Origin of the sequence: Pseudomonas sp. MB-090624, assembly GCF_003205245.1 — a bacterium.
Lineage (GTDB): Bacteria > Pseudomonadota > Gammaproteobacteria > Pseudomonadales > Pseudomonadaceae > Aquipseudomonas > Aquipseudomonas juntendi.
Genome location: NZ_QJRK01000012.1, coordinates 1 through 26,002, shown reverse-complemented (window position 1 = coordinate 26,002; position 26,002 = coordinate 1). Strand labels below are relative to the sequence as shown.

At 55.0% G+C, this 26,002-nt stretch carries 23 protein-coding genes; 16 read left to right on the top strand and 7 right to left on the bottom strand.

Going from position 1 to position 26,002, the window contains the following annotated elements; translation table 11 throughout:
• The first annotated feature begins 54 nt into the window (after nt 1-54).
• Genes DMX12_RS08765 through icmT form a run of 4 tightly spaced genes read left to right on the top strand, consistent with a single transcriptional unit; the run spans nt 55 to nt 2,816 of the window.
• The gene (locus tag DMX12_RS08765) at nt 55-513 is read left to right on the top strand and encodes a DotD/TraH family lipoprotein (RefSeq protein WP_009682502.1); all 459 of its coding nucleotides are present in this window, start codon (nt 55-57) and stop codon (nt 511-513) included.
• A 14-nt stretch (nt 514-527) separates the two neighbouring features.
• Nucleotides 528-1,388, top strand: a complete 861-nt coding sequence (locus DMX12_RS08760; RefSeq protein ID WP_009682501.1) for a type IV secretory system conjugative DNA transfer family protein — start codon at nt 528-530, stop codon at nt 1,386-1,388.
• Entirely contained in the window at nt 1,385-2,563 is a 1,179-nt protein-coding gene (traJ, locus tag DMX12_RS08755; protein ID WP_009682500.1) for a plasmid transfer ATPase TraJ, read from the top strand. The genes DMX12_RS08760 and traJ overlap by 4 nt, the downstream gene beginning before the upstream one ends.
• The gene (icmT, locus tag DMX12_RS29610) at nt 2,553-2,816 is read left to right on the top strand and encodes an IcmT/TraK family protein (protein ID WP_033690317.1); all 264 of its coding nucleotides are present in this window, start codon (nt 2,553-2,555) and stop codon (nt 2,814-2,816) included. The genes traJ and icmT overlap by 11 nt, the downstream gene beginning before the upstream one ends.
• Nucleotides 2,817-2,857: 41 nt before the next feature.
• Here icmT and DMX12_RS08745 read toward each other — a convergent pair whose 3' ends face one another.
• Entirely contained in the window at nt 2,858-3,550 is a 693-nt protein-coding gene (locus tag DMX12_RS08745) for a hypothetical protein (protein WP_009682498.1), read from the bottom strand.
• Complete coding sequence (locus tag DMX12_RS08740) at nt 3,537-4,067, bottom strand: hypothetical protein (RefSeq protein WP_009682497.1); 531 nt, start codon at nt 4,065-4,067, stop codon at nt 3,537-3,539. Before DMX12_RS08740 ends, DMX12_RS08745 begins: the two co-directional genes overlap by 14 nt.
• Before the next feature lie 212 nt (nt 4,068-4,279).
• On the opposite strand from DMX12_RS08740, the gene DMX12_RS08735 reads away from it, so the two are divergent.
• Entirely contained in the window at nt 4,280-7,396 is a 3,117-nt protein-coding gene (locus tag DMX12_RS08735; RefSeq protein ID WP_009682496.1) for an LPD7 domain-containing protein, read from the top strand.
• Nucleotides 7,397-7,719: 323 nt separating this feature from the next.
• Here DMX12_RS08735 and DMX12_RS08725 read toward each other — a convergent pair whose 3' ends face one another.
• On the bottom strand, nt 7,720-10,164 hold the full coding sequence (locus DMX12_RS08725) for a DNA topoisomerase (protein WP_177411255.1): 2,445 nt from the start codon (nt 10,162-10,164) through the stop codon (nt 7,720-7,722).
• 138 nt (nt 10,165-10,302) lie between these two features.
• On the opposite strand from DMX12_RS08725, the gene DMX12_RS08720 reads away from it, so the two are divergent.
• The 7 genes from DMX12_RS08720 to DMX12_RS08690 are packed head-to-tail and all read left to right on the top strand — an operon-like array spanning nt 10,303 to nt 18,003.
• Entirely contained in the window at nt 10,303-10,719 is a 417-nt protein-coding gene (locus DMX12_RS08720; RefSeq protein ID WP_023662967.1) for a lytic transglycosylase domain-containing protein, read from the top strand.
• Nucleotides 10,720-10,727: 8 nt separating this feature from the next.
• On the top strand, nt 10,728-11,861 hold the full coding sequence (locus DMX12_RS08715; RefSeq protein WP_009682478.1) for a hypothetical protein: 1,134 nt from the start codon (nt 10,728-10,730) through the stop codon (nt 11,859-11,861).
• Complete coding sequence (locus tag DMX12_RS08710) at nt 11,858-12,847, top strand: DsbC family protein (RefSeq protein ID WP_009682477.1); 990 nt, start codon at nt 11,858-11,860, stop codon at nt 12,845-12,847. Before DMX12_RS08715 ends, DMX12_RS08710 begins: the two co-directional genes overlap by 4 nt.
• A 9-nt stretch (nt 12,848-12,856) precedes the next feature.
• The gene (gene dnaG, locus DMX12_RS08705) at nt 12,857-14,140 is read left to right on the top strand and encodes a DNA primase (protein ID WP_009682476.1); all 1,284 of its coding nucleotides are present in this window, start codon (nt 12,857-12,859) and stop codon (nt 14,138-14,140) included.
• Nucleotides 14,141-14,150: 10 nt separating this feature from the next.
• Nucleotides 14,151-16,391, top strand: coding sequence for a hypothetical protein (locus DMX12_RS08700; protein ID WP_009682475.1), 2,241 nt, complete (start codon nt 14,151-14,153; stop codon nt 16,389-16,391).
• A gap of 9 nt (nt 16,392-16,400) precedes the next feature.
• Nucleotides 16,401-17,774, top strand: a complete 1,374-nt coding sequence (locus DMX12_RS08695; protein WP_009682474.1) for a hypothetical protein — start codon at nt 16,401-16,403, stop codon at nt 17,772-17,774.
• A gap of 49 nt (nt 17,775-17,823) precedes the next feature.
• Nucleotides 17,824-18,003 (top strand): zinc ribbon domain-containing protein, encoded by a 180-nt coding sequence (locus tag DMX12_RS08690; RefSeq protein ID WP_009682473.1) that lies wholly within the window; start codon nt 17,824-17,826, stop codon nt 18,001-18,003.
• Between the two features lie 28 nt (nt 18,004-18,031).
• Here the strand turns inward: DMX12_RS08690 and ligD are convergent, their stop codons facing one another.
• The gene (gene ligD, locus DMX12_RS08685) at nt 18,032-18,988 is read right to left on the bottom strand and encodes a non-homologous end-joining DNA ligase (protein WP_158622667.1); all 957 of its coding nucleotides are present in this window, start codon (nt 18,986-18,988) and stop codon (nt 18,032-18,034) included.
• Between the two features lie 1,109 nt (nt 18,989-20,097).
• Here ligD and DMX12_RS08670 point away from each other — a divergent pair.
• The 3 genes from DMX12_RS08670 (at nt 20,098) to DMX12_RS08660 (ending at nt 23,074) form a co-directional block, all read left to right on the top strand.
• Nucleotides 20,098-21,585, top strand: a complete 1,488-nt coding sequence (locus tag DMX12_RS08670) for a SulP family inorganic anion transporter (protein ID WP_009684101.1) — start codon at nt 20,098-20,100, stop codon at nt 21,583-21,585.
• A gap of 11 nt (nt 21,586-21,596) precedes the next feature.
• Nucleotides 21,597-22,448, top strand: a complete 852-nt coding sequence (locus DMX12_RS08665; protein WP_012316922.1) for a universal stress protein — start codon at nt 21,597-21,599, stop codon at nt 22,446-22,448.
• Nucleotides 22,449-22,540: 92 nt separating this feature from the next.
• Entirely contained in the window at nt 22,541-23,074 is a 534-nt protein-coding gene (locus DMX12_RS08660) for an NUDIX hydrolase (protein WP_009684099.1), read from the top strand.
• A 33-nt stretch (nt 23,075-23,107) separates the two neighbouring features.
• Here DMX12_RS08660 and DMX12_RS08655 read toward each other — a convergent pair whose 3' ends face one another.
• The 3 genes from DMX12_RS08655 to DMX12_RS08645 all read right to left on the bottom strand — a co-directional run bounded on the left by DMX12_RS08655 (nt 23,108) and on the right by DMX12_RS08645 (nt 25,369).
• The gene (locus tag DMX12_RS08655; protein WP_009684098.1) at nt 23,108-24,643 is read right to left on the bottom strand and encodes an IS66 family transposase; all 1,536 of its coding nucleotides are present in this window, start codon (nt 24,641-24,643) and stop codon (nt 23,108-23,110) included.
• Nucleotides 24,644-24,704: 61 nt separating this feature from the next.
• Nucleotides 24,705-25,040: an IS66 family insertion sequence element accessory protein TnpB gene (tnpB, locus tag DMX12_RS29880; protein ID WP_009684097.1), complete on the bottom strand. Its 336-nt coding sequence runs from the start codon at nt 25,038-25,040 to the stop codon at nt 24,705-24,707.
• The gene (locus DMX12_RS08645) at nt 25,037-25,369 is read right to left on the bottom strand and encodes a transposase (protein ID WP_009684096.1); all 333 of its coding nucleotides are present in this window, start codon (nt 25,367-25,369) and stop codon (nt 25,037-25,039) included. The genes tnpB and DMX12_RS08645 overlap by 4 nt, the downstream gene beginning before the upstream one ends.
• 46 nt (nt 25,370-25,415) lie before the next feature.
• Between DMX12_RS08645 and DMX12_RS08640 the strand changes: the two genes are divergently transcribed.
• Nucleotides 25,416-25,745, top strand: coding sequence for a hypothetical protein (locus DMX12_RS08640; protein ID WP_146226821.1), 330 nt, complete (start codon nt 25,416-25,418; stop codon nt 25,743-25,745).
• The last annotated feature ends 257 nt before the right edge of the window (nt 25,746-26,002 follow it).

Genomic DNA, 26,002 nt, shown 5'->3' with positions numbered 1-26,002 from the left:
CTTGTGCTCATTCCGTATTATAGTATCTATACGAAATCAACGGAGGGTTTGATAATGGCCAACACACGTTACCCACTGGCACTGGTTGCCTTGGCTCTTGCCCTTGGGGGCTGCGCATCGAAGAAACCGGACGAATCGGCCCAGCAGCTGATCGACCAACAGATCCTCGAAGCGTCGCAACGCATTGAGATGGCTCAGGCCGACCTATATCAGCAGGGCGCGATTAATAGCCGCGTGGTGATGCGCCTTCCGTCGACCATCGTGGACGACAAGCAGCGTGTGTCGCTCAAGTGGCAGGGCGATGCAGTCGAACTGTTAGCAGCCTTGGCTCGGGATCGTGGGCTTGAGTTCTCGTTCATGGGCGTGCGTATGCCGCTGCCGGTCGACATCGATGTAAACAAGGTGCCCTACAACACCTTGATGCTGATGATTCGCTCCCAAGTTGGCTACCGCGCCAATGTGACCCAGACGCCCGGGAAGTTGGAACTTCATTACAACCGGCCTCAGGCCTGAGCTGGAGGTACGCTATGAAGCGGATTTTCGCATTGTTGCCTCTGATGGTTTCGCTTGCTGTCCATGCGGGTGAAACCCCCGAGCTTGATGCCAGCGGGCAGACAAGCGCTCCAGTCGTTGAAACGGCACCGCCTGATCTCGACTCGTTGCTGAAACCACAGTCAAAAGCGACCACCAAGGTCACCGACATTCGCAATCAATTGCTGACCGACATGGGTAACACTGTCGGCTTCCGCGGCGGTATGGCAGCTCGAGCTCGTGAGCTGGTTGATGGCCTTAACGCACGATCGCCGTCACTCGATGCAATGTTCAAGTTCGCTCCCATGATCGCTAAGAACGGCACGCTTCCACCAGTTATCGTAGAAGCCCGGGACGTTGCTGCGTTCTCTCAAGACCAGGTCCGAACAGCGAATCGCGTCTACAAAATTGAGCGGGAGGAACGGTTTGTGAGTGTTCCCCCTACTTGGCGTGACTACCTCTATGTTGGCCTGCCTCTGAATGCCAGTGTTGAACTGCCCGACTTCGAAGCACGCCCTCAAGACAGTGACGAGGCTGAAATCTGGGAGGTAGCAGTCCGTAAAGGTTGGGACGATGGTTACAAACAAGCGGACGCTATCCTCGCCGCCAATTTCAATCGTTTGACCCGCGATTACCTCGGCATGCACCTCTATTCCTCTCTTCTGCAGAACGACATGATCAGCTCGACCAGCGTGGCTGAAAGCCAGCAGACTGTTACGGGTGATGGTAAGCAAATGATGCTTGGCGACAAATTGCGTCGCGTAACCGGCCGTGCGACGTTCGAGACTGATCCTAAAAAATGGCGCCCTACGGTCAAAACGCAGTACCGGCAGACCGGTGATGGTGCGACCAAGTGACGAGTCCAATATTCGATCCGTACAATTTCGAGGGCGACTTGTCTCCCGATAATTTCATGCGCTTTCTGAAGCTGTGTGCGGATCGGGGGGTGTCTGACATTCTCGTACAAGGCGGCGACTACATTTGGGTCGAGCTGCATGGACGGCAACTGAAAGCGTCAACGACGACAATCAAGCAAGGTCAGCTATCACCGTTGATGGCGTCGGCTTGGTCCGCTGAAATTGAAAGCATGATCAAGCAGGGTGATGAGGGTGTTGACCGTGCCTTGGAGCTGGCTGGAGAAGAGTTTGGGCTGGCTCGGGGTACCACGCTTCGCTTTCGGACCAACTTTGTTCAAGCGCGCATAGCCAGCATCGATGAGGCTTATTCGATCACCATGCGGGTGATTCCGTCGGATCTGCCTGATATCGATAAAATGGGAATCGAGCCCGACTTGATCCGGGGCTGCTACGCAGAAATGGGCCTGGTTCTGGTCTGCGGACCCACTGGGTCTGGAAAAACAACTTTCCTCGCGGGCCTGTACAAGAAGGCAGGGACAGAAATGCCCGACCGGAAAGTGATCACCTATGAGGACCCCATCGAGTATGTACTTGGTGGTCCGCACTGGTTGGGACCGCAACCGTCGCAATCGCAACTGCGTAGAGACATTGGCGACTTCCCGAAAGCACTTCGGAATGCCATGCGTCGTAAACCCAGTATCATCGGTATCGGTGAAGCTCGGGACCGCGAGACGATCGAGGCAATGACTGAGGCTGGGCTGACTGGTCACTTATGCTTTGCCACCATGCACACCGAGTCTGTTGCTGAGACGATCAACCGTGCAATTCAAACCTATCCACCTGACCAGCAAGCCGGTATGGCTTCACGCCTGGCCGGTGCCTTACGTGTCATTCTGGTTCAACGCCTGCTCAAAACCACGGACGGCAAGCGAGCTGCGATCCGTGAGTACCTGGTGTTCGATCGTGAGGTGCGCAATGAACTACAGTCCCTTCCTTACACGGACTGGGGCCGGTTCATTCGGGGTTTACTGGAGAAGGCCGAGGCCACCCTGGATGACAAAGCCTGGCGTTTGTTCCAAGCGGATCGCATTGATGCTGGCGAGTTCATCAGCCTGGCCGGCGCTAAAGAGTTCAAGAAACGCTGGGAGTTGGAGGGTCTAAACCATGGCATCTAGCTGGAGAGGCGCATCAATCTCACCCAAGGCCTTCGGCATACCCTGCGGGGCTTATCTGCCGTTGATGGCCTGTCTGTATGTAGGGCATAAACCGTGGGTATGGATCACCGCAGTGATGATCATCGTCTGCTTCGGCGTCATGGCTCATATTGGGTGGACCCTGGATGTTTGCTGGAACAAGTTCCTGGGCTTCATGCGCGGAGGTCGGATCGTGTCACGGCCGTGGTGGTACAGGAACCGATTCAGAGATTAGAAAAAAACCGCCCTGAGAGGCGGTTTTTTGATGTCAGTCGTTCAGCGTGCTCGAGGACCTCGGTCCCTGCTGGCTTGTGCAGCCAATGGTGCAGCGTCGGTACTGGCTGGCCCTGGAGGTTCTAACGTGATCCGGATACCGGGGTTGAGGCGGCAAGTCGCCTCCTTGATTGCCGACCAGTGTTTATGGGGGAGCACTCCTACCGTCAATGGCTTCTCACTGAAGGCCACCTTGGCAGGATAGGCAATTACCTTCATATGTTCCCAGTCCGGAGCGGCCGTCAGTGTGCTCAACAACTCGGGGCGTTGCTGCAGCAATAGATGAGGCTTCGCCAATTCAGTCTTTGTCGGGGTCAAGCCTTCGCAGACCAACCTTTCCCGCAGAAGATCCTGCAGATCATCCATCATGCTCCTGGACATTCTGGCAAACGACACAAAGTCGTGGTTGGCCAGGTCCTCCGGCTTCATCATGAGTGGATTCTGCTTGTGATCAAGCTCCACCAGGAAATCGATAACAGTAAAATGGAGTCGGTTTTTGTCAGCGTACGCCCGAGCCGCCATAAAGCCGTCCTGCTTGCTCTGATACCCGTACAGTGCCGGGAACACGTCCCCAGGTTGCCCGTTGAGTAGCGCGCCGCAGTCCTTCAAGGCGATCGCCCGCGGCGCTGGGCCAGCGTAGAAGTAAACGCTGGAGAGCTCGATAATGTGCGAGTCTGTTTTCTCAGTCGTGCTCACCAATGCCACCTTTTGACCAACCCTGAATCAAGACCCTTTCCACCTTCTGTCGTTCACCTACCTTACTTACGACATCCTGCATCACGCGTTTGCACTGTTTAGGTGTCAAATCCATGCGCTTCAAGGCCTCAACCCACTTCATGACCGGCCGACCGGGCTTGCCATCATGAAGCATCAAGCGGTAAACCGAGGGTGGCGATCTACCAATAAGGGTGGCAAACGTATCTCGATCTTGAGGCGAATCTTGCAGTCCTAAATAGTCGTAAAAATCCTTGATATCCAACGGCGGTTGCACCGGTGAAGACTCAGGATGCGTTCTGTAGAGAAAAAGCAGCATAGCCACCACGGGGTCGTTGATCTGCTCAGCCGACTTATCCGGGCCTGTTAGCTCTTCCCACTTCGCTTTCTGCAGGCCAAAGGCGTCTGCAGCAGCAACCTTGGTCAGACCGTTCTCGATCCGCCATCTCTCCAAATCCGTCCCACAAATTGGCTGAATTTCATCAGTTCCAAAGGACATTTGATCCCCTCAAATGTAGCAGACGTAGCCCTCCTGGGCCTTAGGGCGCGGAGCTTCCCATTCCGCTGAATTTTGAATAATATACACAATACGAAATTTCAGCAGTCACGGTCCAGCCCAGAGCGACGCGCTTAACCCAACTTTACCCAGCCCCTCCACGGGGGGCTCAGGGCAACGGACTACCCCACCATCCGGAAGGAGGCAGGATTGCCATGAGCGAAGTAAGCGAAGCCTTGATGCAAGAGTTCCGCCAAGCTGTCTACGAGCGATTGAATTCGCCGCAGGCAACGGAGGCCTCTCCCCGTGAAGCGATCGAACGTCGTGCTAAGGCGTACCAAGCCTGGCTAAATAGCCAACCTTCCGAAGAAGAGGCTGCGGCCGTCCCTACTGCGTTGGTCAGACATTGGGTTGCTGCAGACCTGTCGTCATGGCGCTCAATTGACGCCAAGAATACAGCTGAAGCAGCAACTACCGTTTATCAGAATATTTTCGCATACGATACATATGCGGAATTGCTAAAGGAACTAGACCAGGCCCTTTACAGCGAAATTATTTCGCATTTGAGGGGGCATGAAGCATTCGGTAACGGTTTTGGCCGTGGAAACCCTGATTTAGATCAAGAAAGTGTTGATCAGGATCCAAAAATCCAGATTAGCGAGCTCTTGAAGGAGATCACCTACAAGGAGCGGCGCGATGGCAGCGTCCTCTATTCCCTGCATGACAGACCTATTTTCATCGACCATGGGCAGCAAATCCTCATGGTGGCTGAAGCAAAAGATGATGAGATGGCCATTCTCGCCGGCCTCTACATGGCGAAACAGAAGTTCGGTGGGTCTATCGAGCTCACTGGCAGTGAAGAGTTTAAGCGCCGGGCGATCGCGGTTCTGATCAAGCATGAGGTTCCGGTAGAACTCAATAACCCCGCACAAGAAGCTATTCGCCGCGAACTGCTCGGCTTGCCACCCATTGCAGCTGTACCAGACAAAGCCGCCGCGCAAACTGAAACGCCGAAACCGACCGAGGCAACCGCTGAGAAGGTGGGCACCTCCAGCGAAGAAACGGCATCACCTGCAGAACCGGCCGCAAATGATCCTACACCTGTGAATGCCCGTGAGGGTGTGATCGTAGATTTCGGCCCGGCGCCGTATCTTTTCGACAAGAAGCAAAGCAAAAGCTTCTACGTGAAGTTGCGCAATAGCGACGGAGAAGAGCGTGTTACCTGGGGGGTAGATCTGGCCCGAGTGTTCCGCGAGAACGAAATCGCAGCAGGCGATACCGTCACGTTGAATAACTTGGGTCGTAAGCAGGTGACGGTAGAGGTGCCGGTACGTGGCAGCGATGGCCGTGTCGAGCGTTACGAAGAAAAAACGGTTCATCGTAATGAGTGGGAAGCCGTTCTGCTTGCTAAAGCTGATCGTGAGCAGGCCCCCCCAGTCGAACCGTTGGCAGCTGAGTCCCTCACAGTTGCTGGACGCGATGCGAGATTCGTTGAGTCAATCGGTCTGCCTACAGGTGATATCAATGACTACCCTGATTTGCTGCCGTATCGGGCCGAGGATCACGCTATGGCAGTCATGTGGGAGCATGACAGCTCTCCGGAAGGACTGCGGACAATCGAAAGCTGCATGGCCGAGGCAAAATATCGCGCCGCGTTCCAAGCCAAGCTGGACAGTGAGCTCGGCAAGCTCAATACGCACTTCCGCGGGCAGATGGAAGCATCAGAGGGTTACGCCATAGCTAGAGAGCTGCTGGCAGACGCTGATAAGCAGTACGGGCCACTGCCCGAGCCTGGCAGCAATGAGTTTGACCGGATGTACCAGTTAGAGAATTGCTGGGATCCAGATGAAGTCATCGAAGCAATTGAACAGATAGATGCTGCTTATCTGGCCTCACTGAAAAATCATCAAGGCACAGATATCCCCCCTCGCTCCTCGACGGATTCAATTCCGACAGAAGTTTTGGAGTCGTTCACGCTGGATAGCTACAGCCAGTATCCCTATGACTCAGATACGACGCCTTCAGCTAGGTGGGAATTGCTGAACAGCGAGGCTGCTAAGCACGGCTACACCGCGAAAATTGGTCTAGTGAACGAATCGGAAAGGGTCGATGGTGTCACGTACTCCATTGCCTATTTCGACCGTGAAGGGCAACCGACCGGTATCCACACTGAATTGTGCGGGACGGGCAAGCTCGAGAGCGCTCCTGCAACCTTCCTTAATGGTCAGCGCATCCCCCAGCCAATGATCAACGATCCAGGCGCGGATATCGCCGTGCTTGCTGGTGCTATCTCCGAGTACGAGAAGTCCAGAACTCTGGACTGTACAGGAGAAGCTCCACAGGCTGCTGATGAAGTAGAACTGGGGGATTTAGCTGCAGCAGCGGTCGAGCAGCGACATTTCCAGGCAACTGAGGGAGTGCCATTTGGGGACTCCGATCTGCAACAGGCTGAGAACCTTGTTGCGGTAAACGCCGCCGCCTGGTGGCGAGATCAGTCTGAGGCCATCAGTACCTGGAGCAAGTCGCTGGAAGAGCTTGAGCACGATCTGGCCGCTCTTGGGCCAGAGCCTGCGACCGATCAGTACTACTGGTTCGACAAAACAGGCCGTCCTGTGCCGGCACCAGTGAACGAGTACGACTGGATCATGGCGAAAGCCTTTATCAAGGATGAGCATACCCCCGAATCCCAGATTGAAGGCTTTGGCGCTGGCCTTCAAGGCAGGTCGAGCAACTCCGGTGTACCCGGGGACATTACCGGCGCTTCAACCAGTGACTCAACCACTCCTCAGGAGGTTGGTATGGCAAACGCTGACAGCAATACGGGACAGAAACTCATCCTTCGCGGTGTGACCAAGCTGGATAACGATCAGTACGACACCACAGTGCTCCTGTACCAGGGCAGTGGGGATTACCTACAGGGATACGTGAAGGTCAACGGTGAGAAGCACCAGGTCCTTGCGTTCATCAATGAGCGTAACCCCGACCCAGGTACCGGTGAGATCAAGCCTAACTTTATCACCCTGTCCCAGCCGAACAACGATGGAAGCGACCAGAAGTGGACGCAGATCGGCTTCGGGAACGCGGTTAATCGCCGCGGCGACGGGAAAGCCGTTTACTTCGATGAGGTGCTTTTCAACGTTGATAACCAGATCCTCAAGGCAAAGGTTACCAAGCACGTTGATGAGGATATGCACCGCAAGCTGGGTTTCCTCGAGCAACGTAAAGAGCGGGAGAAATCAAGCGCTTCCCCAAAGCCCGAGGCTCTGACGGAGCCCGTCAAGCAACAGCCCAGCCCGGCGCAACCCGCTGTTAAATCCCGGGCACGAGCTTGATGCTCCTGGCCGTTGAATGTTCTTGGAGGACTGGTATGAAGACACTGACCCGCGCGTTACTCGTTGTGCTGCTCATGAGCTCGGCTGTGACAGCCCATGCTGCCACCTGCCGTAGCGGAGAAGCCGCGGTGCGTGGTGGTGAGGCCGGCCTGGCTCGAGATCAGGACGCGGCCGACACCAACCAAACGGCTGCTCAGACATCGTCAGACATTTTGGGCAAATGTGTCGGGGGGATCACCGGCATATTCAGCACCACCTCTTTCCCTGATCTGTCTGCCATCTGGCAAATGATCAAGGACAAGGTTTGCTCGATCGCCAGCTCCTCAGTAAACGGTGTGATTTCCGAGGTGAATGGACAGATCAACGGAGTCATGAGCGAGGTTAACGGGGCCGTAACTGATGCTGTCAATCAAACGGGCGTCAACGATACCGGCCTTGGCACCGTTGTCGGTAGCGGCGATACGCATATCAGCAACCCTGTAGAGGTCGGACACACCAGTGACGCGGCCGATTCGTCGACAAATTGGAATGAGGTTTGGAAATAAAAACCATCGAGCCCGCGGATTCGCGGGCTTTTGGTTTTCGGAGTGAAGAGTTACGGCCGGCGCGGCGGCGCTTAAGGAGGATCGGCCATGAGCGAAGTTTTTGTCAGCACGGTTCATCCGGCTATCGGAAGGTTGTACTGGGTATTCACATCCAATGCTGATTGCAATTACCCCGATCATTACAGCTTGACCGACTGGAGTGAGCTTGCGACGCTTGCCCCGGTTTTGCAATGCGCTCTTGCAGTTAGGACAGGGAACGCCTTCGCCAGCTGCGGGCGGGAGGGGCGTGATAGAGGCGTCCTTGGCCGTGGCTACAACGTCACGAACGAATTCCTCGGCGTAGCGCATGAAGTCGCTCAGGCTCATCGCTCCATCAGCGACTTGATCCAGCGAGCGCTTGAAGGCACCGGCTTGTGCGGGGTCTTTAACGCGCATGGGCAGAGCGTCAATCAAGCTCCTGGCTTCAGGGCTGGTCATGAGCTTTTTGCCCTTTCCCCCCGCCGGCACAAACAGGCTACGTCGCTTCATGTCGGCGATGATGCCTGCACGAGTGGCAGTAGTACCTATCCCCTCACCCTCTTTGAGCCGCTTTTTCAACTCCACATCGTCTACGTATCGATGCAAGTTTTTCATTGCATCGAGGAGCATGTTGTCGTCAAAGCGCGGTGGCGCAGTAGTCACCTTGCCTGTTGCACTTACTTCCAGCCACTGCAACAGATCGCCGATCTGCACATTAGGGAGTTCACCCTCGGGCCCTTCATCTTCGGCGGGCGCACCATCCAGCGGTGGGGGTTCCTTGTAAACAGCTTTCCAACCTTGCTCGGTTGGGCAGACACCAGTTGCGGCGAACACCTCACCAACCTGAACGCGAATGCGCAACACCATCGACCGATACCGGTAATCGGCTGCAAACTGGGCAAGATACGCCCGCACCACCATGTCGTACACGTTCCGCTCAGGCTCCGACCAGTCAGCCACATTGACTGGATTTTCCGGGATTGAAGGGATGATGCCGTGATGCGGGGTGGGTTCCCCCGTGGGAGTACGCATTTTCGCATCATTGAAGGCTGCTGATTTGCGGTATGGGTCCAGCTCACGAGCAATGGCCTGCAGATCTGGCCGCAGCTGTATGATGCCGGCGATCACGCAGGGCGCCTCGGCATGATGGGCTTCAGAAAGGAAGCGCACATCGGTACGAGGATATGTCATGACCTTGTAGGTGTCGTAGAGCTTTTGCGCGGCCTCCATTACCTCGTCACCGGTGTAGCCGAAGCGGCTGAAACCTTCCATTTGCAATTCATTCATGGACAAGGGAAGTGGGGGCTCCTTCTTCTTGTCGGTGACCGAGTGCTCGATGACTGAGGCTTCCCCGGGCACACCATCCTGCAGGCGTGCAAGGAGGGATTTAGCAACCCCTTCGTCGACCAGGCGACCGGATTCATCCAGGCCAGCCTGGTCATCCTGTGGCATCCAGCGGCCGCGGATTGAAATCCCAGCTTCGGCTGTGAAAACGGCAGTGATGTCTTGATAAGGGACAGGCTTGAAAGACTCGATCGCTCGGTCCCGCTCGCGGACGACGTACAGCAGAGGGCTTTGCACGCTACCAACGGGCAGCAATCCTTGGTGGCCCATGTCGCGCCCTCGAAGGGTCATCGCCCTTGTACCGTTCATGCCCAAAAGCCAGTCATAACGGCTCCGAGCAAGCCCCCACAACCGCCATCCACTGAACAGCGGGTCAGAGTTGTCACGCATATTGGCGAGTGCTTCGCGGACCTTGCTGGGGTTGTAGTCGTTGATCAACACCCGTTTAACAGGCTTGCGGCAGCGATAGTACTCAAGCGCCTCGTCGACCAGACTTTGTCCCTCGCTATCCGGATCGCCAAGGTGGTACACAACGTCACACCAGGCCAGAAGCTCTTTCAGCTTGCTGAGCCGGGGCCGTTTGCGAGGATCAGGCAGAATTTTCCATTGTTGTTCTGGTGGAATAATTGGCAGATCTTCCATCCGCCAAATTTTCCGACCCTTGCCGGTAGTAGGCAGATCGTCCGGCAAATAGTCATCAGGCGTCGCCTGTTGGAAGGCATGTCCATCCAGCCATACGCACCAGTCGTTACCATGTTTCGTCCAGCCTGCCCCACGATCAGAAGAGTGTCCATTGAGCACAGGGAATACACCCTGCGATAGCTGGGATTCTTTCTCAGCGATCCAAAGAATTTTTTCCATCAACCCTCCTTACCCTTAAGTCTGGAGCCGTCTGGACCTACCCAGCGACTGGTATGGTTTGCCTTGCCTTGATTCCGTAGAATAGCTATCATACGGAAAATCATAAACCATCACGGGTTATTACGGAAGGATTGCCTAATGGTTCCAATTCCCGCTCCACCGCCTGATGTCGCCCAAGACCTGGTACCTGCCTGCATGGTGCAGGCTGCTCGGGATTACAGCCTGCCATTGCGTGGCCTAATCGCTGTATGGCTTACCGAGAGCGGCAGCGGTGAACCGTTGAAGAGCGTGAACAAGAACGGGACGGTCGATCACGGGCCCTTCCAGATCAACACGGTTTGGGCAAACCGCCTGCAAAGCGAGTTCGGCGTCCCGCCCGAACTCATCACGAGCGATTTCTGCTGGGCGGCAAGGGCCGGCGCTTACATCCTGCGGTACGAAATTAATCAGGCCGGTGGGAGTTTTTGGGACGGTGTTGGGCACTACCACTCAAGAACTCCGAAATTCAAATATCCCTATATACAGCGCGTATATAACAACTCATTGAGATTCTAGGAGGGAATATGGCGCGCCATAACCAGGGTGAGTCTGATGGTATGGGAGTTGTGTGGTTGGTGATGATCGCACTTCCTGTTGTGTTTGGCTGGATGTGCTGGTCTCGCTGGCACGGCACGATCAGCTACTGGGGGTTGAAATGGGCTTGGCACCAACTTGGTGTGTTTGATTGGTCATTTATGCCAGATCAAATTCGCCTGTGGCGATACGAAGCGGCCCAGCTTGCGATGAACCCCTCGCAAGTAAAGTTTGCTGACTTGCTGCGTCTGCTCAATATTTCCGGGTACTTTTTCATTTTCATCCCCGTCATATTAGCGCTACGTGGATTTCGTGCGGCGCATCGGCACGCGGCTAACAAAACTCGCCGAGTTATCACAGTAGAAACGCTGCCATGGGTGATGTCTAACCATTCGCCCGCAATCATCCCGTCCTTGTATTACGGCGATCCGCACACGCTGCTTTTGAATGAAGATCCTGAGGAGCATCGCAGCGCGATCCATCCCGAAGAATGGGCTCTGCAGCGTGGCCTCATCGTCAACCGACGGCTCGACCGGGAGCGCTGCCGGGAGCTGCTGGTGAAAGACTTGGGTAGCCGGATCAAAAGCCTGAATGAGCTGAGTCCTACCGAGCGAGCCCTGTTTGCAGTGTTCGGCGCCAGGCTGTTATCGGATGGGCGCGATATGAAAAAGGCCCAGGAGCTGCTGGACGCTCTGAATCGTTCATGCCACCACAACACCTTTGAGGGAAAAAAGGGCTACCCCGATTTGAGCTTGGCTGACGATGCTTTCAAGAAGTATGCCATACACCCGGAAGCTCAAACTTTTCTTGATAAACACCCCTACCCTAGAACAATGCTTTATGCCATGCACCAGCAAGCTAGTAATTTGGGAAAATTGCCATCGTCTCAGTTTCGTTGGTTGAAAGGGATGGACCGCCCTTTGTTTTACGCGCTGAATTTAGGTAAGCGTAAAGCTCCGCTTATAGAAGCGGGAGCAGTTTACACGCAGACCCACTGGGAAAGTTACGCCGATGACACGGGTTATAGATTAACCGAGCCATTTATCGAAGATGCAATCGACGGGGTTGAAAAGTATCTGGCCAAGCTTGGTCTCGTCGACCTCAATACTGGAGATATCCAATGAAGAACCGAGACAAGATTCGTCAATACGACAACACCCTTCACATTCACTTCGGCTCGACTGGTGAAGAACGGAGTGTATCGTTGTTGCCCTTGGAGCGCGGGCTGTCTCTGAAGCGTGAGGGTAAGCAGATCCTCGTGACCAGCGCATTTGGCGGGAAGCTGGAGCAGGTCGTTCTCGAGTCCTTTGGCACCGAACAACTGGCTACTGACGCCTTTGATGCACTCCAGAGCGCTATTGTTTCGCATGGATTGCGCCGGCGCTGGACCTCCCGGGCCAAAGGGATCGTAAAGTGGGGAGTTATCCCCGCTTTCGCAATCATTTTTGCCCTCGGCCTGAACATGTTTGCGGCAAAACTGACCGGGCTGCAGGCGCCTACCGAGGCGCAGTATGGTTCGGGAAGCGGTCTCCAAACACCACAGACCCCTACCCCGACATTTGCCCCACAGAACCCACAGACATTCCAACAGCCTGCCCCAGACCTCTCTAACATCCCCGGCCTTCCCAAACCAACAGACCCGAAAATTGTCCGCGAGGCGATCAAGGCCGGGGTGGCTACCGGCAAGTATTCAGTGAAGCTATCCGAAGGGGCTAAAGGGACTGTCTACGTCTTCTCTGATCCTTCTTGCCCTCATTGCCAGAAATTCGAGCCTGAGCTCGAGCAGCTCGCCGCGGATCATACCGTTGAGATCTTCCCTGTATCGGTGATCGGTGGTGAAGGCTCAGCCAAGCCTATCGCACAGATGCTTTGCGCTCCGATCGAGCAGCGCGCCTCGATGTGGAAAGCCATCGCCAAGGGGCGGCCGATCGATGGGCCTGTATGCGAGGAAGGCCTTACCCATGTTCGGGCCAATGACCAAGTCTTCAGAAAACTGCAGTTCCTGGGCACCCCAACAGTGATCAACCAGCAGGGCGCGCAGACGCCGCTCACCCTTCCCAACCAAGCGGCAGCTATTGCCCAGTGGCTGGAACAGACGCAGGCTCAGTAGGGATCGCCCATGGGGAAGTACGTTAGATACAGTGACGAGTTTCTCGACCGAGTCCGCCAAGCAGCGGATTTGGTAGGGTTGATATCGCGTGACATTACACTGAAGAAATCGGGCAAAAACTTTAGCGCTTGTTGCCCCTTCCACAAAGAAAAAACGCCGTCGTTTAGTGTTTCCCCAGAGCGTAATTTCTACCGCTGCTATGGATGTGACGCGAAGGGTGACGCTATCACGTGGATGATGGACCATCACCACCTGCCCTTCCCTGATGCCGTTGCAGCGGTTGCCGAGTTTTCGGGCATCCAACTCCCTGAGCCCTGCCAGGATACTGCGGCAGATCAAGCCCGGAATGCAGAGTTGGCAGCCATGTACCGAGCCCTCAAGGATGCCCAAACCCTCTATGCCGGAGGCATTCAGAGGAATGCAAAGTCATATGGCTACCTGACTCAACAGCGAGGGTTGAGTTCCGAGACGATCGGTAAATACGGTTTAGGCACCGTAGGTACTGGTATTGCAGATCTCCTGCTGAAGCGCCACGACCGGCAGATCCTGATTGATTGTGGTCTGGTATGTGAAGCCGAAGATGGCCGGTTATTTGACAGATTTCGAAGCCGGATAATGATCCCGATTCACGACCACGGCGGGGCCCTGGTTGGCTTTGCTGGCCGATCTGTTATTGAGAGCCCTGACCGAACGCCTAAATACATTAACTCGCCAGAGACGAAACTTTTTCATAAAGGCGAGGAGCTGTATGCCTTCAACATCGCCCGCCAATTCATCCGCGCTGACAGACATGCGGTGGTGGTCGAAGGCTTTTTCGATGTGTTGAGCCTCCACCAGGCTGGTGATTCGCGGGCAGTTGCTCCCATGGGCACGTCCCTTACCAATGTGCAAATGCGTAGGCTCTTTCAAAACGCAGATACCGTTACATTCGCCTTCGATGGCGATAAAGCGGGACGAAAAGCGGCTTTAAGATCCTCTGCGGTTGTTTTGGAAGAAATGTGCGATGGGAAAAATGCTCAATTCTTATTCCTTCCAGAAGGTACCGACCCGGACAGTGTCCTGCGAGAAAACGGTCTCGAATATTGGATTGAGATGCTGAACCAAGCGCAACCGCTCAGCCGTTTTCTGACCGATTTTGTTAAGCACCGTCTGGATATCGAGATCCCCGAATCCCAGGTTAAAGCAGCGGAGCGCGGTCGGGCTGTCATAGCCCGTATTCGCGATGCGGCTCTCTTCAAAAAAGCGCTTAGCTTGCAATTTGAACGCGCTATTGGCATTACCTTGAGCGCGTAGGAGACGATTAATGGCTATCGATTCTCAACACGAGATCCAAGCTGGACGCTTGTCCAGAGACACCCGGTCAGCTTGGACCCGATTTATGGTCTCACTTCATCGGCCAAATAACTTCAAGCTGGCGATGCTCGCACTTATTGGGTTGATGATCTATCAACCTGCCGCGTGGCCTGTTTGGATACTGATCATGTGCATGATGGTTATGTCCTTCAATGATCAGCGTTTTCGAATGCCATTGCGCATGCCAAAAGACATCGGTGGTAAAGATCGAACTGATTATTACGAAGAACTGGTCGAACAAAAAACCTTGTGGGGCTTATTTAAAAGCTCTCGGACGTTTCGCAAGCTCCTTGCTGCTGGTGGCATCATGTATCTGGGGTATTTGCGTACGCCAAACGCCGAGGGCATTGCAAGGAGTGAAGACGAAGGTCGAGAACTTTGGCTCAACAACTCCGACTGCCGTACGCATATGTGGATTCCTGGAACCACCGGCAGTGGAAAAAGTGAAACTCTCATGGCGCTGTTCTTCAACGCACTTTGCTGGGGATCGGGAGCTTGCTACGCAGACGGCAAAGCAGACTCCAACCTAGCATTTTGCCTGTGGTCGCTTGCCAGGCGCCTAGGCCGTGAAGATGACTTCTTGATCCTCAACTATTTGACCGGGGGTATGGACCCATTCGATAGCATGGTGGCACGCGAGAATGGAAAAGAGTGGACCTCGGACTTTAGAGCGCAGTCGAACTCGCTGAATCCCTTTGGTGACGGTGCTGCCGACTTTTTGCTGCAGCTCTTGGCGTCGCTGCTGCCTGCGGCCAGTGGCGATGGTGCGAAGTGGCAAGAAAAAGCGATCAACATGGTCGACGCAGTGATCAGGACGCTCTGCTACAAACGCGCCAGGGGCGAAATTGAAATTTCCGTTGCTACCTTCCGGCATTATCTCGCGCTGAAGAATCTGGTCGAGCTATACAAAGAAGGCCAGCAGGGACTGATTCCCGAGACTGCCTACCTGCCTATCAAAGCGTACTTTGAGACCGGCCTGCCGGGCTTCAACCCCGACTTGGTGGACGATCCTTCTAAATGGGACGCGGAGGTATTTAACCAGCATGGCTATTTGACTGGTCAATTCTCGCGAATTTTCTCGATGATGATGGATACCTACTCGCACGTGTTCAGCGACAAGTATCCGGAAATCGACATGATGGATGTGTTGCTTAACGATAGGCTGCTTGTGGTGATGATCCCGAGCCTGGAGAAATCAGCCTCCGAAGCGGCATCGCTGGGCAAGCTCTATATCTCGTCCATTCGGTTGATGATGGCACAGAACCTCGGTTACAAACTGGAGGGGACGAAAGAGCAGGTGCTCGACACAAAAGCGACCAATGCGCCCAACCCCTACCTCATCATCAGTGATGAGCTGGCTTACTACTTTGCTGCAGGGATCGCTGTAATGTTCGCACAGGCTCGTAGTCTGGGCTTCATGATGGTTGCGGCAGTTCAAGACATGCAAGGTCTGAAACGTGGCGAGGCAGCTGACGAAGCTGCTTCGATGCTGGCCAATACCAAGGTTAAGTGGGTGCTCGCATTGGAAGACCCTGAGGACACCTACGACTTCATCCGCAAGGCTGGCGGTGAAGGGTATTACAGTGTCCTGGGTGGCTACGATGAAAGCTCCGGTGCCATGCAGTCCTCTTTCCGCGCTCAAGCGGGAGCCAATATTGAGAAACGTAACAAGATCGAGCTGCCTGATTTGAAAAAGCTCCAAGCCGGCGAAGGCATGGTCATCTTCAAAGATAGCGTTGTTCCGAGCTCCAGTTTCTACATCCCGGATGAGCACAAAAAAACTAGCAAACTGTCGGCACGTATCAACCGGTTCCTTCAAATTGAGCGACCAGAATATTCGCGGCTACCTCACAGCGCCGAAAAGATCAGCATAACCGATCACCATTCAGTCGATTACGTAACTGCCCAGTTGCGCAGAGTCGAATCCGCCTACTATCCAAAGCTGGATGATCCGGTTCTCGATGAAATTGTGGCAACGGCAGCTCACATGGACACTATTACCCGGTTTGAAGTGAGCCCTGAACAACGCGGCATTGTGTTGTTCCAAGCTGCTCGAAAAGCAGTACACGCTGCAGAGGCGAAAGGGCTCTCCGGCTATTACCACCAGGTTCGTGATGAAGACGAATTCGAGGAGTTGCTGGGTGATGAAGGGGATGATCTAGAGATACCCGAAGAAGCCTTCGACGACTAAGGAGTTTTTATGTCCACAGCTATCAAATTGGGGAACGACTACTGGAAACTCAAAAAAGATAACGTTGAGTTACCTGTTGTTTGGTCAGAGGACCGAGTTTCGAATCACCATGTTGGTGTTGCCGGGACATCCGGTGCTGGTAAAACTCATTGGATTCGCGAGTTCGTGACGAACATGAATGAAGAGATCGAAATCGACATCTTCGACTATCACGGTGATATCGAGATCCCTGGCACAGAGACCGTCATGTTTAGTGAGTCATCACGCTACGGGTTCAACCCGCTCATTCTAAATACTGATCCGCATTATGGCGGTGTTCGTCGCGCAGTGAATGACGTCATTGAGTCGATCAATTCAACCTCAAGAAAGCTCGGCGGTAATCAGGAAGGTGTGCTTCGGCATTTGCTAACAGATGCGTACACCGCCCGCGGCATACTGCCTGGTGATCCTCGTACCTGGGTGCGGCGTGAAGCGACCGAGGATGAAATTCGCCACTTAATTCAGACAAAGCAGTGGAATGACCTCCGTGGTGTTTACCCTACGCTACCTGATGTGATCCGGCTTGCGAAACGAAAGCTGCGTTCACTTTGGATGGGGGTGGACGACAGTGGCGATGGAAAAAAAGCCTTGAGCTGTTTTGAGGAATATTGCAGGTGCATGTCGGCGGTGAACAAAAGGCGTACTGAACTCGCAAAAGCAAAAGCGCGAGGCGATGATGCAGATATGGAGGCACAGCAGAAGCGACTCAATTCGGCAAAAGACAAAGCAGCCGAGGCACATATGACCTTCCTAAATAATATTGAAACTGGCCATGAGTTTGAGGATGTCATCAAGTACCACAGCAAGGACGTTGTATTAAGTGTGATCACTCGACTTGAGAATCTTCACGCTACTGGCATTTTCAACCCAAACCCTCCCCCGTTTGGTAATGCAAGGGTGCGGCGCTACAATTTGAAACCTTTGGCTCAATCCGAGGACGAACTAAAAATGTTCGTGCGCTTCCGCCTCCGTTCCATCATCCGCGAGATGATGCAACGAGGTGAGTCTGGTGGAAAGCTGCGGCGCCTTGTTGTGTTGGATGAATCCAAGAAATTTAACGATGAGGACGTTAGCAATCCTATTAACATCATCGTCACTGAAATGCGTAAGTTTGGGTTGTCCATTCTATTGGCAGGACAGTCCCCAGCACATTTTAGCTCTGACTTCATCAAGAACGCTGGCACCTTGCTGCTTCTGAACCTGGCCACTGCCGATTGGGATGAGGCTGCCCGCAAGCTCAAGATCGATGTGAAAGACCTAAAGTATTTACGTCCCCAGACCAGCGGTGCAGTCCGTATGCTGGAGAAAGGACAAATCGCGCAGTTCAAGCAAATTCATTTTTGAACTGCATTCCCGGCTTGAGCGCTACGCCTGACCATAGGAAAACGTGACCATGGATACGACCGCCCCGATAGTGCTGTACGTCTACCGCTGCGAGGCTTGTGGGCATGCCGGCCAGTTGCAACTTCCGGAATCTGCGCCCGAGGTGACGACGGCCTGTGCGTCGTGCGGTTCCGAGGTCCAGGCCGAGTGGGACGGCGGTGTTGAGCTGGCCTCCAACGAACACGACTAACGGAAAACCTTCTGAGGAAGTTGTCCGCTCAGTCCAGCTCGCTGTCGTTTTCCAGGCTGATGGCGTCGGCCGGCTTGTCGTCGCGTAACCCGACGAACACGGCGTGCCGAACCTTGCCGGCCGGGGTAATCTCCGCGAACTTCACTTCACACACCTGCTGCGGGGCAAGCCACACAACCCCTGCGCGCTCCATACGGGGCGGGTCGATGAGAGGGGTGCGATCCTGGGCAAGCGGTGCGAGAGCAACCCGTAAAGCCTTTAGGGTACGCTCGCTGATCCCGGAGCGAACCCTCCCTGCGTAGACCAGCTGACCATCGTCGTTATGCAGGCCCAGCAATAGCGAGCCAATGCCGGCTGCAGCCCGTGTGTAGCCGGCTATGACGAATTCTTGCCGATTGCCACACTTGAGCTTCACCCAGGCACCGTCCCGCGCGCTGCTGTATCGGCTACCGTCTCGCTTCCCGACGATTCCCTCTAAGTTCATCCGGCAGGCATTGGCAAGCAATTGCATCGGGTCAGCATCCAATGTCACGGAGAACCGCACTCGCTCCATTGGGCAATGCTCAAGAAGCGCCTCGAGGACCTGTCGCCTAAGCTCGACAGCTTCACCTCTAAGATCCGCACCATTGAGATACAGCAAATCAAAGGCCACATATACCAGGTCATCGGTGGCCTTTGAGGCGAACGCCGACTGCAGGGCTTGGAAGGCAGGTCGACCGTCATCCTCCTGGATCACGACCTCACCATCGAGCCAGGCCGAATGCACGGCCAGGCGTTCTAGGTCTTTGGTAAGCAGTGGCATACGATCGGTCCAGTCAAAACCGTTCTTCGTAAAAAGCTGCACCTGGTCACCATCGATCCGGACTAAAAGGCGATACCCGTCGTACTTGATCTCGTACCTCCATTCGCCTTGCGGAGGCCGAGTCGTCAAAGTCACCAGTTGTGGAGCGATCCAACCCGGATTCGGTGCCTTGGGTGGTTGCACGATCCGCGACCTCGCTAACTGAGATTTCCCTTCAGAGTGGAGTGCTGGATTGTCAGAAAGATCACCTCGTCCGCCCAAAGGATGGTATGAACTCTCAGGTTGAGGGCTGTTAACATGTTCCTTTTGCCGCGTAACTGAGTTGAGTTTTTACCGGAATGCCGGCGGCATTTAGCAAGTGTTGGAGCATTGAATGGAAGCAAGCCTACCGAGGATCGTAAATCCGGCTGCGATCGGTAAACCACGGGACTATGACCACCTACTGGGCACCATGAAAGATCTTCACCTGTCCCTGCAGGTGGGCACTTCGAGGCACGCCATCAAACGCCGTAGAGAAGCGTATGGATTGCCGCCCTACACCGTAGCGCAAGCTATCGCTCCTTATACGCACTTGCTGGGGGTTATCTCGGATCGTTCTGTTGCAGCTCGATGCGGCGTCTCGGCCCACATGGTGAAAGTCTACAGGGAGTCCCAAAAAATTCTGCCGGTGTTTAGGCCCAAACCGCGGCAGCAAAGCCTACCCATAGGACACCCTCTGAGGGCCTACAAGCCCCTTTTCGGCTTCGTGAGTGATCAAGAGATAGCTCGAGTGTCCGACGTGCCGCTCGATGCCGTACAGCAAGCGAGAGAGTCGCTCGGGTTCGAGCCAGTCGCTCCTCTACTCCAACCCATCGAAATAGCCCCTCTGCAGTAACCGTCTGGCCAACTCACCCCTCAGCACACAGACCAGCTCGGACAAGAACGGGTGGAAAACAAAGCCTTGCCCGCAGGTATACCCATTGAATAAGCCTGTATCTGACGTAGGTCATGCAGAGCCTGCCAGCGGGTCGCAATCGACGATGGCTTCATTGTATACTTCGGCTCCGCATACCCCTTGAGCTACAGGAACATCAGCATGACTGTACTCCAAACGATCTACTGGCAGCCTACGCCGCCTTAGCGCTACGCCCCCTCGCAACAACCTGCTTCCGCTAGCCTCGCTCGCGGGTGCTCACTGCTGTACGCCTGGTTTTACACCTTAAGCACACAGCAAAAAATCCTCAAAATTTGAATTTGTATCGATTCGCTCGCCACTCCCTTGGCGTGCGCGATGCTTTGCCTTGGATATTTATATGCTGCAAAAACTTAGACAAACGTGGTTTTCCAACGTCCGTGCCGACGTGCTCGCGGGGCTGGTGGTCGCACTCGCGCTGATCCCGGAAGCCATCGCCTTTTCCATCATCGCCGGGGTAGATCCCAAAGTCGGTCTCTACGCCTCCTTCTGTATCTGTGCTGTCATCGCCTTTGTCGGCGGGCGCCCCGGAATGATCTCGGCGGCGACAGGCGCCATGGCACTGCTGATGGTTACGCTGGTAAAAGAGCATGGACTCCAGTACCTGCTGGCCGCGACGCTACTATGTGGCGTACTTCAAATCCTTGCCGGCTACCTGAAGCTCGGCTCGTTGATGCGCTTTGTTTCACGCTCGGTAGTCACCGGCTTCGTAAACGCATTAGCGATTCTGATTTTTATGGCGCAATTGCCTGAGCTGACCAATGTCACCTGGCATGTCTATGCCATGACCGCTGCGGGCCTGGGAATCATCTACCTGTTCCCGTATGTACCGAAAATCGGCAAGGTGATTCCCTCTCCATTGGTGTGCATTCTGACGCTGACTGCCATCGCCATTTACCTCGGTTTGGATATCCGCACCGTCGGTGACATGGGCCAACTGCCTGATACGCTCCCGATCTTCCTCTGGCCTGAAGTTCCGCTGAATTTTGAAACCCTGCGCATCATTTTCCCGTACTCGGCTGCGTTGGCAGTAGTGGGTCTACTCGAATCAATGATGACCGCGACCATCGTCGACGACCTTACCGACACCACCAGCAACAAAAACCGCGAGTGCAAAGGCCAGGGTGTGGCCAACATCGCTGCCGGCATGCTTGGCGGCATGGCAGGTTGCGCCATGATCGGCCAGTCGATCATCAACGTGAAATCTGGTGGCCGCACCCGTCTCTCGACATTGTGTGCCGGCGTTTTCCTGCTGCTGATGGTGGTATTTCTTGGCGAGTGGCTCTCCAAAATCCCTATGGCGGCACTCGTGGCTGTGATGATCATGGTGTCCATCGGCACCTTTAGCTGGGATTCCTTGCGTAATCTGAAAGAGCATCCGCTGTCGACCAACCTCGTCATGGTGGCGACCGTCGTAGTCGTCGTGGCCACTCACAATCTGGCTTACGGCGTACTGGTAGGTGTGCTGCTGGCCTCCCTGTTCTTCGCAAACAAGGTCGGGCACTACCTGGATATCAAGAGCACTCTTGAAGAGACGAAATCGCATCGGACTTACCGCGTCGTGGGCCAGGTGTTCTTTAGCTCTGCGGACAAGTTCACTGAGGTTTTTGACTTCAAGGAGGCGCTCAACAAGGTCACCATCGATCTCACACAGGCGCATTTCTGGGATATCACCGCCGTCGCAGCGCTGGATAAGGTCGTGATCAAGTTCCGACGCGAAGGCGCTGAGGTTGAAGTGCTCGGTCTCAATGAAGCCAGCGCGACAATCGTTGACCGCTTCGGCGTGCATGACAAACCCGGTGCCATCGACAAGCTCATGAGCCACTAAGGAGAACGACAATGACCCGCGTAATGGCATGCATTGATAACTCACAATCCTCATTGGCGGTCTGCGATTACGCAGCATGGGCCTCGCAACGACTCAGCGCTCCCCTGACCTTGCTTCATGTGCTGGATAAGGAGAAATATCCTGCATCCGCTGACCTCAGCGGCAATATCGGTCTCGGTAGCAGAGAACATCTGCTGGAAGAGTTGGCCATGCTGGATGCGCAGCGGGCAAAACTGGCGTTGGAGCATGGGCAGCACATGCTTGAAAAAGCTCGCGAGCGAACAGTTCACTCTGGCGCCATGTCACCTGATATGAAGCAGCGCCATGGCCATCTCGTCGAGAGCCTGAGCGATCTCCAAGACGATATTCGGTTACTGGTGATTGGAAGAGTCGGTGAGGACAGCACGCGCAGTGCCCAAAGTCTTGGCAGCCAGATTGAAGCGATAGTCCGAACTATCCACCGCCCCACCCTGATTACAACCAGCCATTTCAGGAAACCTGAAACGGTCATGGTGGCATTTGACGGCAGCGCAACAGGCCACAAGACCTTACAGATGCTTGCTTCAAGCCCGCTGTGCGAAGGCCTGCCAATTCATATCGTCATGGTTGGAACGGATTCTGAAGACAACCAGAACGCGCTGGAGAAGGCACGAACCACGCTTGCGTCTTCCGGCTCGCTGGTGCATTCCGAGATCCGCCCAGGCGAAGTAGAGTCCACACTGCATGCGTATCAGGCAGAGCACGGCATTGACCTCTTGGTCATGGGGGCGTACGGGCACTCACGCATCAGGCAGTTTCTGATAGGCAGCACGACCACGACGATGCTGCGTACATCCACTGTACCCTTATTGCTGCTTCGCTGAGCCAGTTCCACTGGCCACAGTATTTCCAGAACTGAGGAAATACCGTGGCCACCCTGGACGATGACTAACTGATCTTGCCGCTACGAGACCACATGCAACTCATAACTGAAATTGTTCACCCCGAGCTGAAATCCAAGCAGGGCAGAGTATTCCGTCGACATGCAGCTCGCGGCATCGTGATGCGGGGTGAACAGATCCTGTTGCTGTTCACCGAGCGCTATAACGATTTCAGCTTTCCTGGAGGCGGCCTTGATGGTGACGAGGACATTGTCGCAGGCCTGAAGCGTGAGCTTGAGGAAGAGACTGGTGCTCGTGAAATACAGGTGCTCCAGCACTACGGTTACATCGAGGAGTACCGGCCCTACCAAAAGCCACAGTACGATCTGATGCACATGACCTCGCATTTTTATCAATGCGAAGTAGCGCCCCAGCTAGAGCCGGTGAGAATGGAAAGCCACGAAATCGCTAATGGTATGCGGCCTGTCTGGATCAACCTGCATGAAGCCATCGCACACAATGAAGCCGTCATGCAGCGTCACGAGTCTTCGATGGGGCAGTCAATTCTGCGCGAAACCTACATGCTGAGAAAAGTCGCTTCCGAATTGTTGATGCCAATCAGCCTTTGAGCTGACTATTTGGCGAAGTCCACTTAGCCTGCCTCAGGCAAGCATCCAATGCTGCGGGAGTAATTGCGTGATTTCGCTCGCCCGCTGTGTCGGAAGCCGCATCAGTACATCCTTGAGATAGGCATACGGATCGTGCCCATTCATACGCGCCGACTGGATCAGGCTCATGATTGCCGCCGCCCTTTTTCCACTGCGCAGCGACCCGGCAAATAACCAGTTCGAGCGCCCAAGCGCCCACGGCCGGATCAAATTCTCGATCTGGTTATTGTCGATGGGCACAGCACCATCTTCCAGGTAGCGCGTCAGCGCTACCCAGCGTTTAAGGCTGTAATCCAGGGCCTTGGCCGTGGCCGAACCCTCGGGCACAAGTTCGCGTTGGGCCAACATCCACTCATGCAGTTTTTCAGCGATGGGCACCGCTGTTTCCTGACGTAATCGCCAGCGGGCTTCGTCGCTCATTTCCTTGGCGTGTCGCTCGACTTCATACAACCCGCCAATCGAGTGAAGCGCCTGCTCCGCCAACTGGCTTTTATTGGCTGCATGCAGGTCGAAGAATTTGCGGCGTGCATGGGCCATGCAGCCGATTTCGGTGATGCCCAGCTCGAAGCTGGCCTTGTAGCCGGCGAAGTCATCGCAGACCAGCTTACCGTTCCACGTGCCCAGGAAGTTACGCGCATGTTCGCCGGCACGGCTGGGGCTGAAGTCGTAGACCACGGCCTTTAGGGCCGAGAAAGGCGTGGTGCTATAGGCCCACACGTAAGCGCGGTGGGTTTTCTTTTCGCCTGGTGCGAGCATCTGAACCGGGGTCTCATCGGCGTGGATCACGCCCTGGGCCAACACATGCTCACGCAGCGCATCGACCAGAGGCTGGAGCTGCACACCGGTCTGTCCGATCCATTGCGCCAGTGTCGAACGGGCGATGGGCAGTCCGGCCCGACCAAAAATCTTCTCCTGCCGGTACAGCGGTAAATGGTCGGCGAACTTCGCCACCATCACGTGGGCCAAAAGGCCTGCGGTCGGGATGCCCTTGTCGATCACTTGGGCCGGTACAGGCGCCTGGATCAGTGTTTCACACTGACGGCACGTCCATTTTCCACGCACATGCCGCTCAACTGTGAACACGCCCGGAGTGTAATCGAGCTTCTCGCTGACGTCTTCGCCGATTCGCTGAAGCTGGCAGCCGCACACGCACTGAGTATTCTCTGGTTCGTGACGGATCACGGTTCGCGGAAACTGCGGCGGCAGTGGTGCACGCTTGGGCTTATGACGTGGCTCGGCCGGTGCGGCCGGCGGATTGGCTGCCTTCAGCTCGGCTTCGATAGCTGCGATATCGGTATCGAGCAGATCATCAAGCAGACTGCCTTGGTCGGGGCTCAGTTGCTCGCTGCGCTTGGCGAACTTGTGTCGCTTGAGGATGGCGATTTCATGAGCCAGTTGCTCGTTGACCGTTTCGAGGCGTTGGATTTTCTGGCTCATGGAGTCGACCTGGGACAGCAACTGCATAGCCTGTTCGGCCAAGCCGCGCAGCTGTTCCGGTGTCATCTGGTCGAGATTGGGCGAGGAAGTCATGCCGCTGATTGTGTCAGAGCAGGTCGTCAACAGCGATAAACCGATGGGCTAATGGCAGGGGCTAAAGCACTGTGATCGCGCTGCCTGCGCCGACCCGCTGCCACGGCAAACCCAGTACCAAGGCTTGAAGTTGCTCGTTATCGAGTTCGACTTCCGATCCGTGACGGATGCCGGGCCAATGAAACTTGCCTTGGTTCAATCGTCGCGCTGCCAGCCAAATGCCCACACCGTCATGCACCAAGACTTTCATTCGGTTGGCACGGCGATTAGCGAAGAGGTATGCGCAGTGCGGCTTCGCCACACCGAACACCGCGATCACCCTGGCCAGCGCGGTCTCGGTACCGGCGCGCATGTCCATAGGCTCGGTGGCAAGCCAGATGGCATCGATCCGAATCATTCCAACAGGTCTCGCAGAAAGGTGGCACAGGCGACAGCGCTTTCGGTCGGCCAGTTCACTTTGACGGTGCCACGCGGGTGCTGGATTTCAATGCAGATACTTGATGAAGCTGCCTGCGAATGTCCTCCGGCTAGCGGCAAGGGCACTGGAATGAAAGCAGGTTGCAGCGCCATAGTTTTGTTCGTGAGTACCCTAATCCATTTATGTACGAGGTTCGCGTTAAGGCTGTGCTTCTGCGCGACGCTGGCAATCGATGCGCCGGGCTGGGCGCACTCTTGGACAACTTGGGCCTTGAAGGATTTTGAATAGGAACGGCGTTGTGACTGCATGGAAAGACCCGCTTAAAAGGCTAGAAATGGTGTCCACTTAAATTAGGTGGACACCATCGCCTTTGGCGTCGGGGTCAGGAAGGTGAGTTGGCCGGACGGTTACCCTCTGCAGGACTTCCATGGTCCTTTGCTGGGTTACGAATCCCTATTGCACAGCATGTCGATCGCCAAGATCAGCCGCATTGTAGGGGTCCCTTACAGCATCATCGAAAAGCGCCGTGATTTTCTCGGCGTGAAGCCTTACGAGCGCGTATCCAGAGCTGTTAGATACAACCACCTCTTGGGTGTTATCCCCCATTCATTGTTGGCCAAACTCGCAGGCATTTCGGCCTCACGAGTACAGGACCTGAGCCGCGCTAAGAAGCATGCGACCTGACTTCGCGCCGGTTTAGCAGCTCGGTTTGCTAGAACCTTCGCATGGTAAGCTGGTGTTCTGCTTGCCCCCCCAACTGGCCTAGCCGCTCTCCATCTCCGAGGCTGGGCCGATGCTTCATTTAAGATTATCTGGGTATACGGATTTAATGGTTGATGGGGCACCTTCACCCCATCAATCTGATACCACCCTCAGATGGTTGATAGATCGACTCCGTAGTTGAGTTCCTCTGCGAAGTCCGGCAGTCCGTAACCGATGGT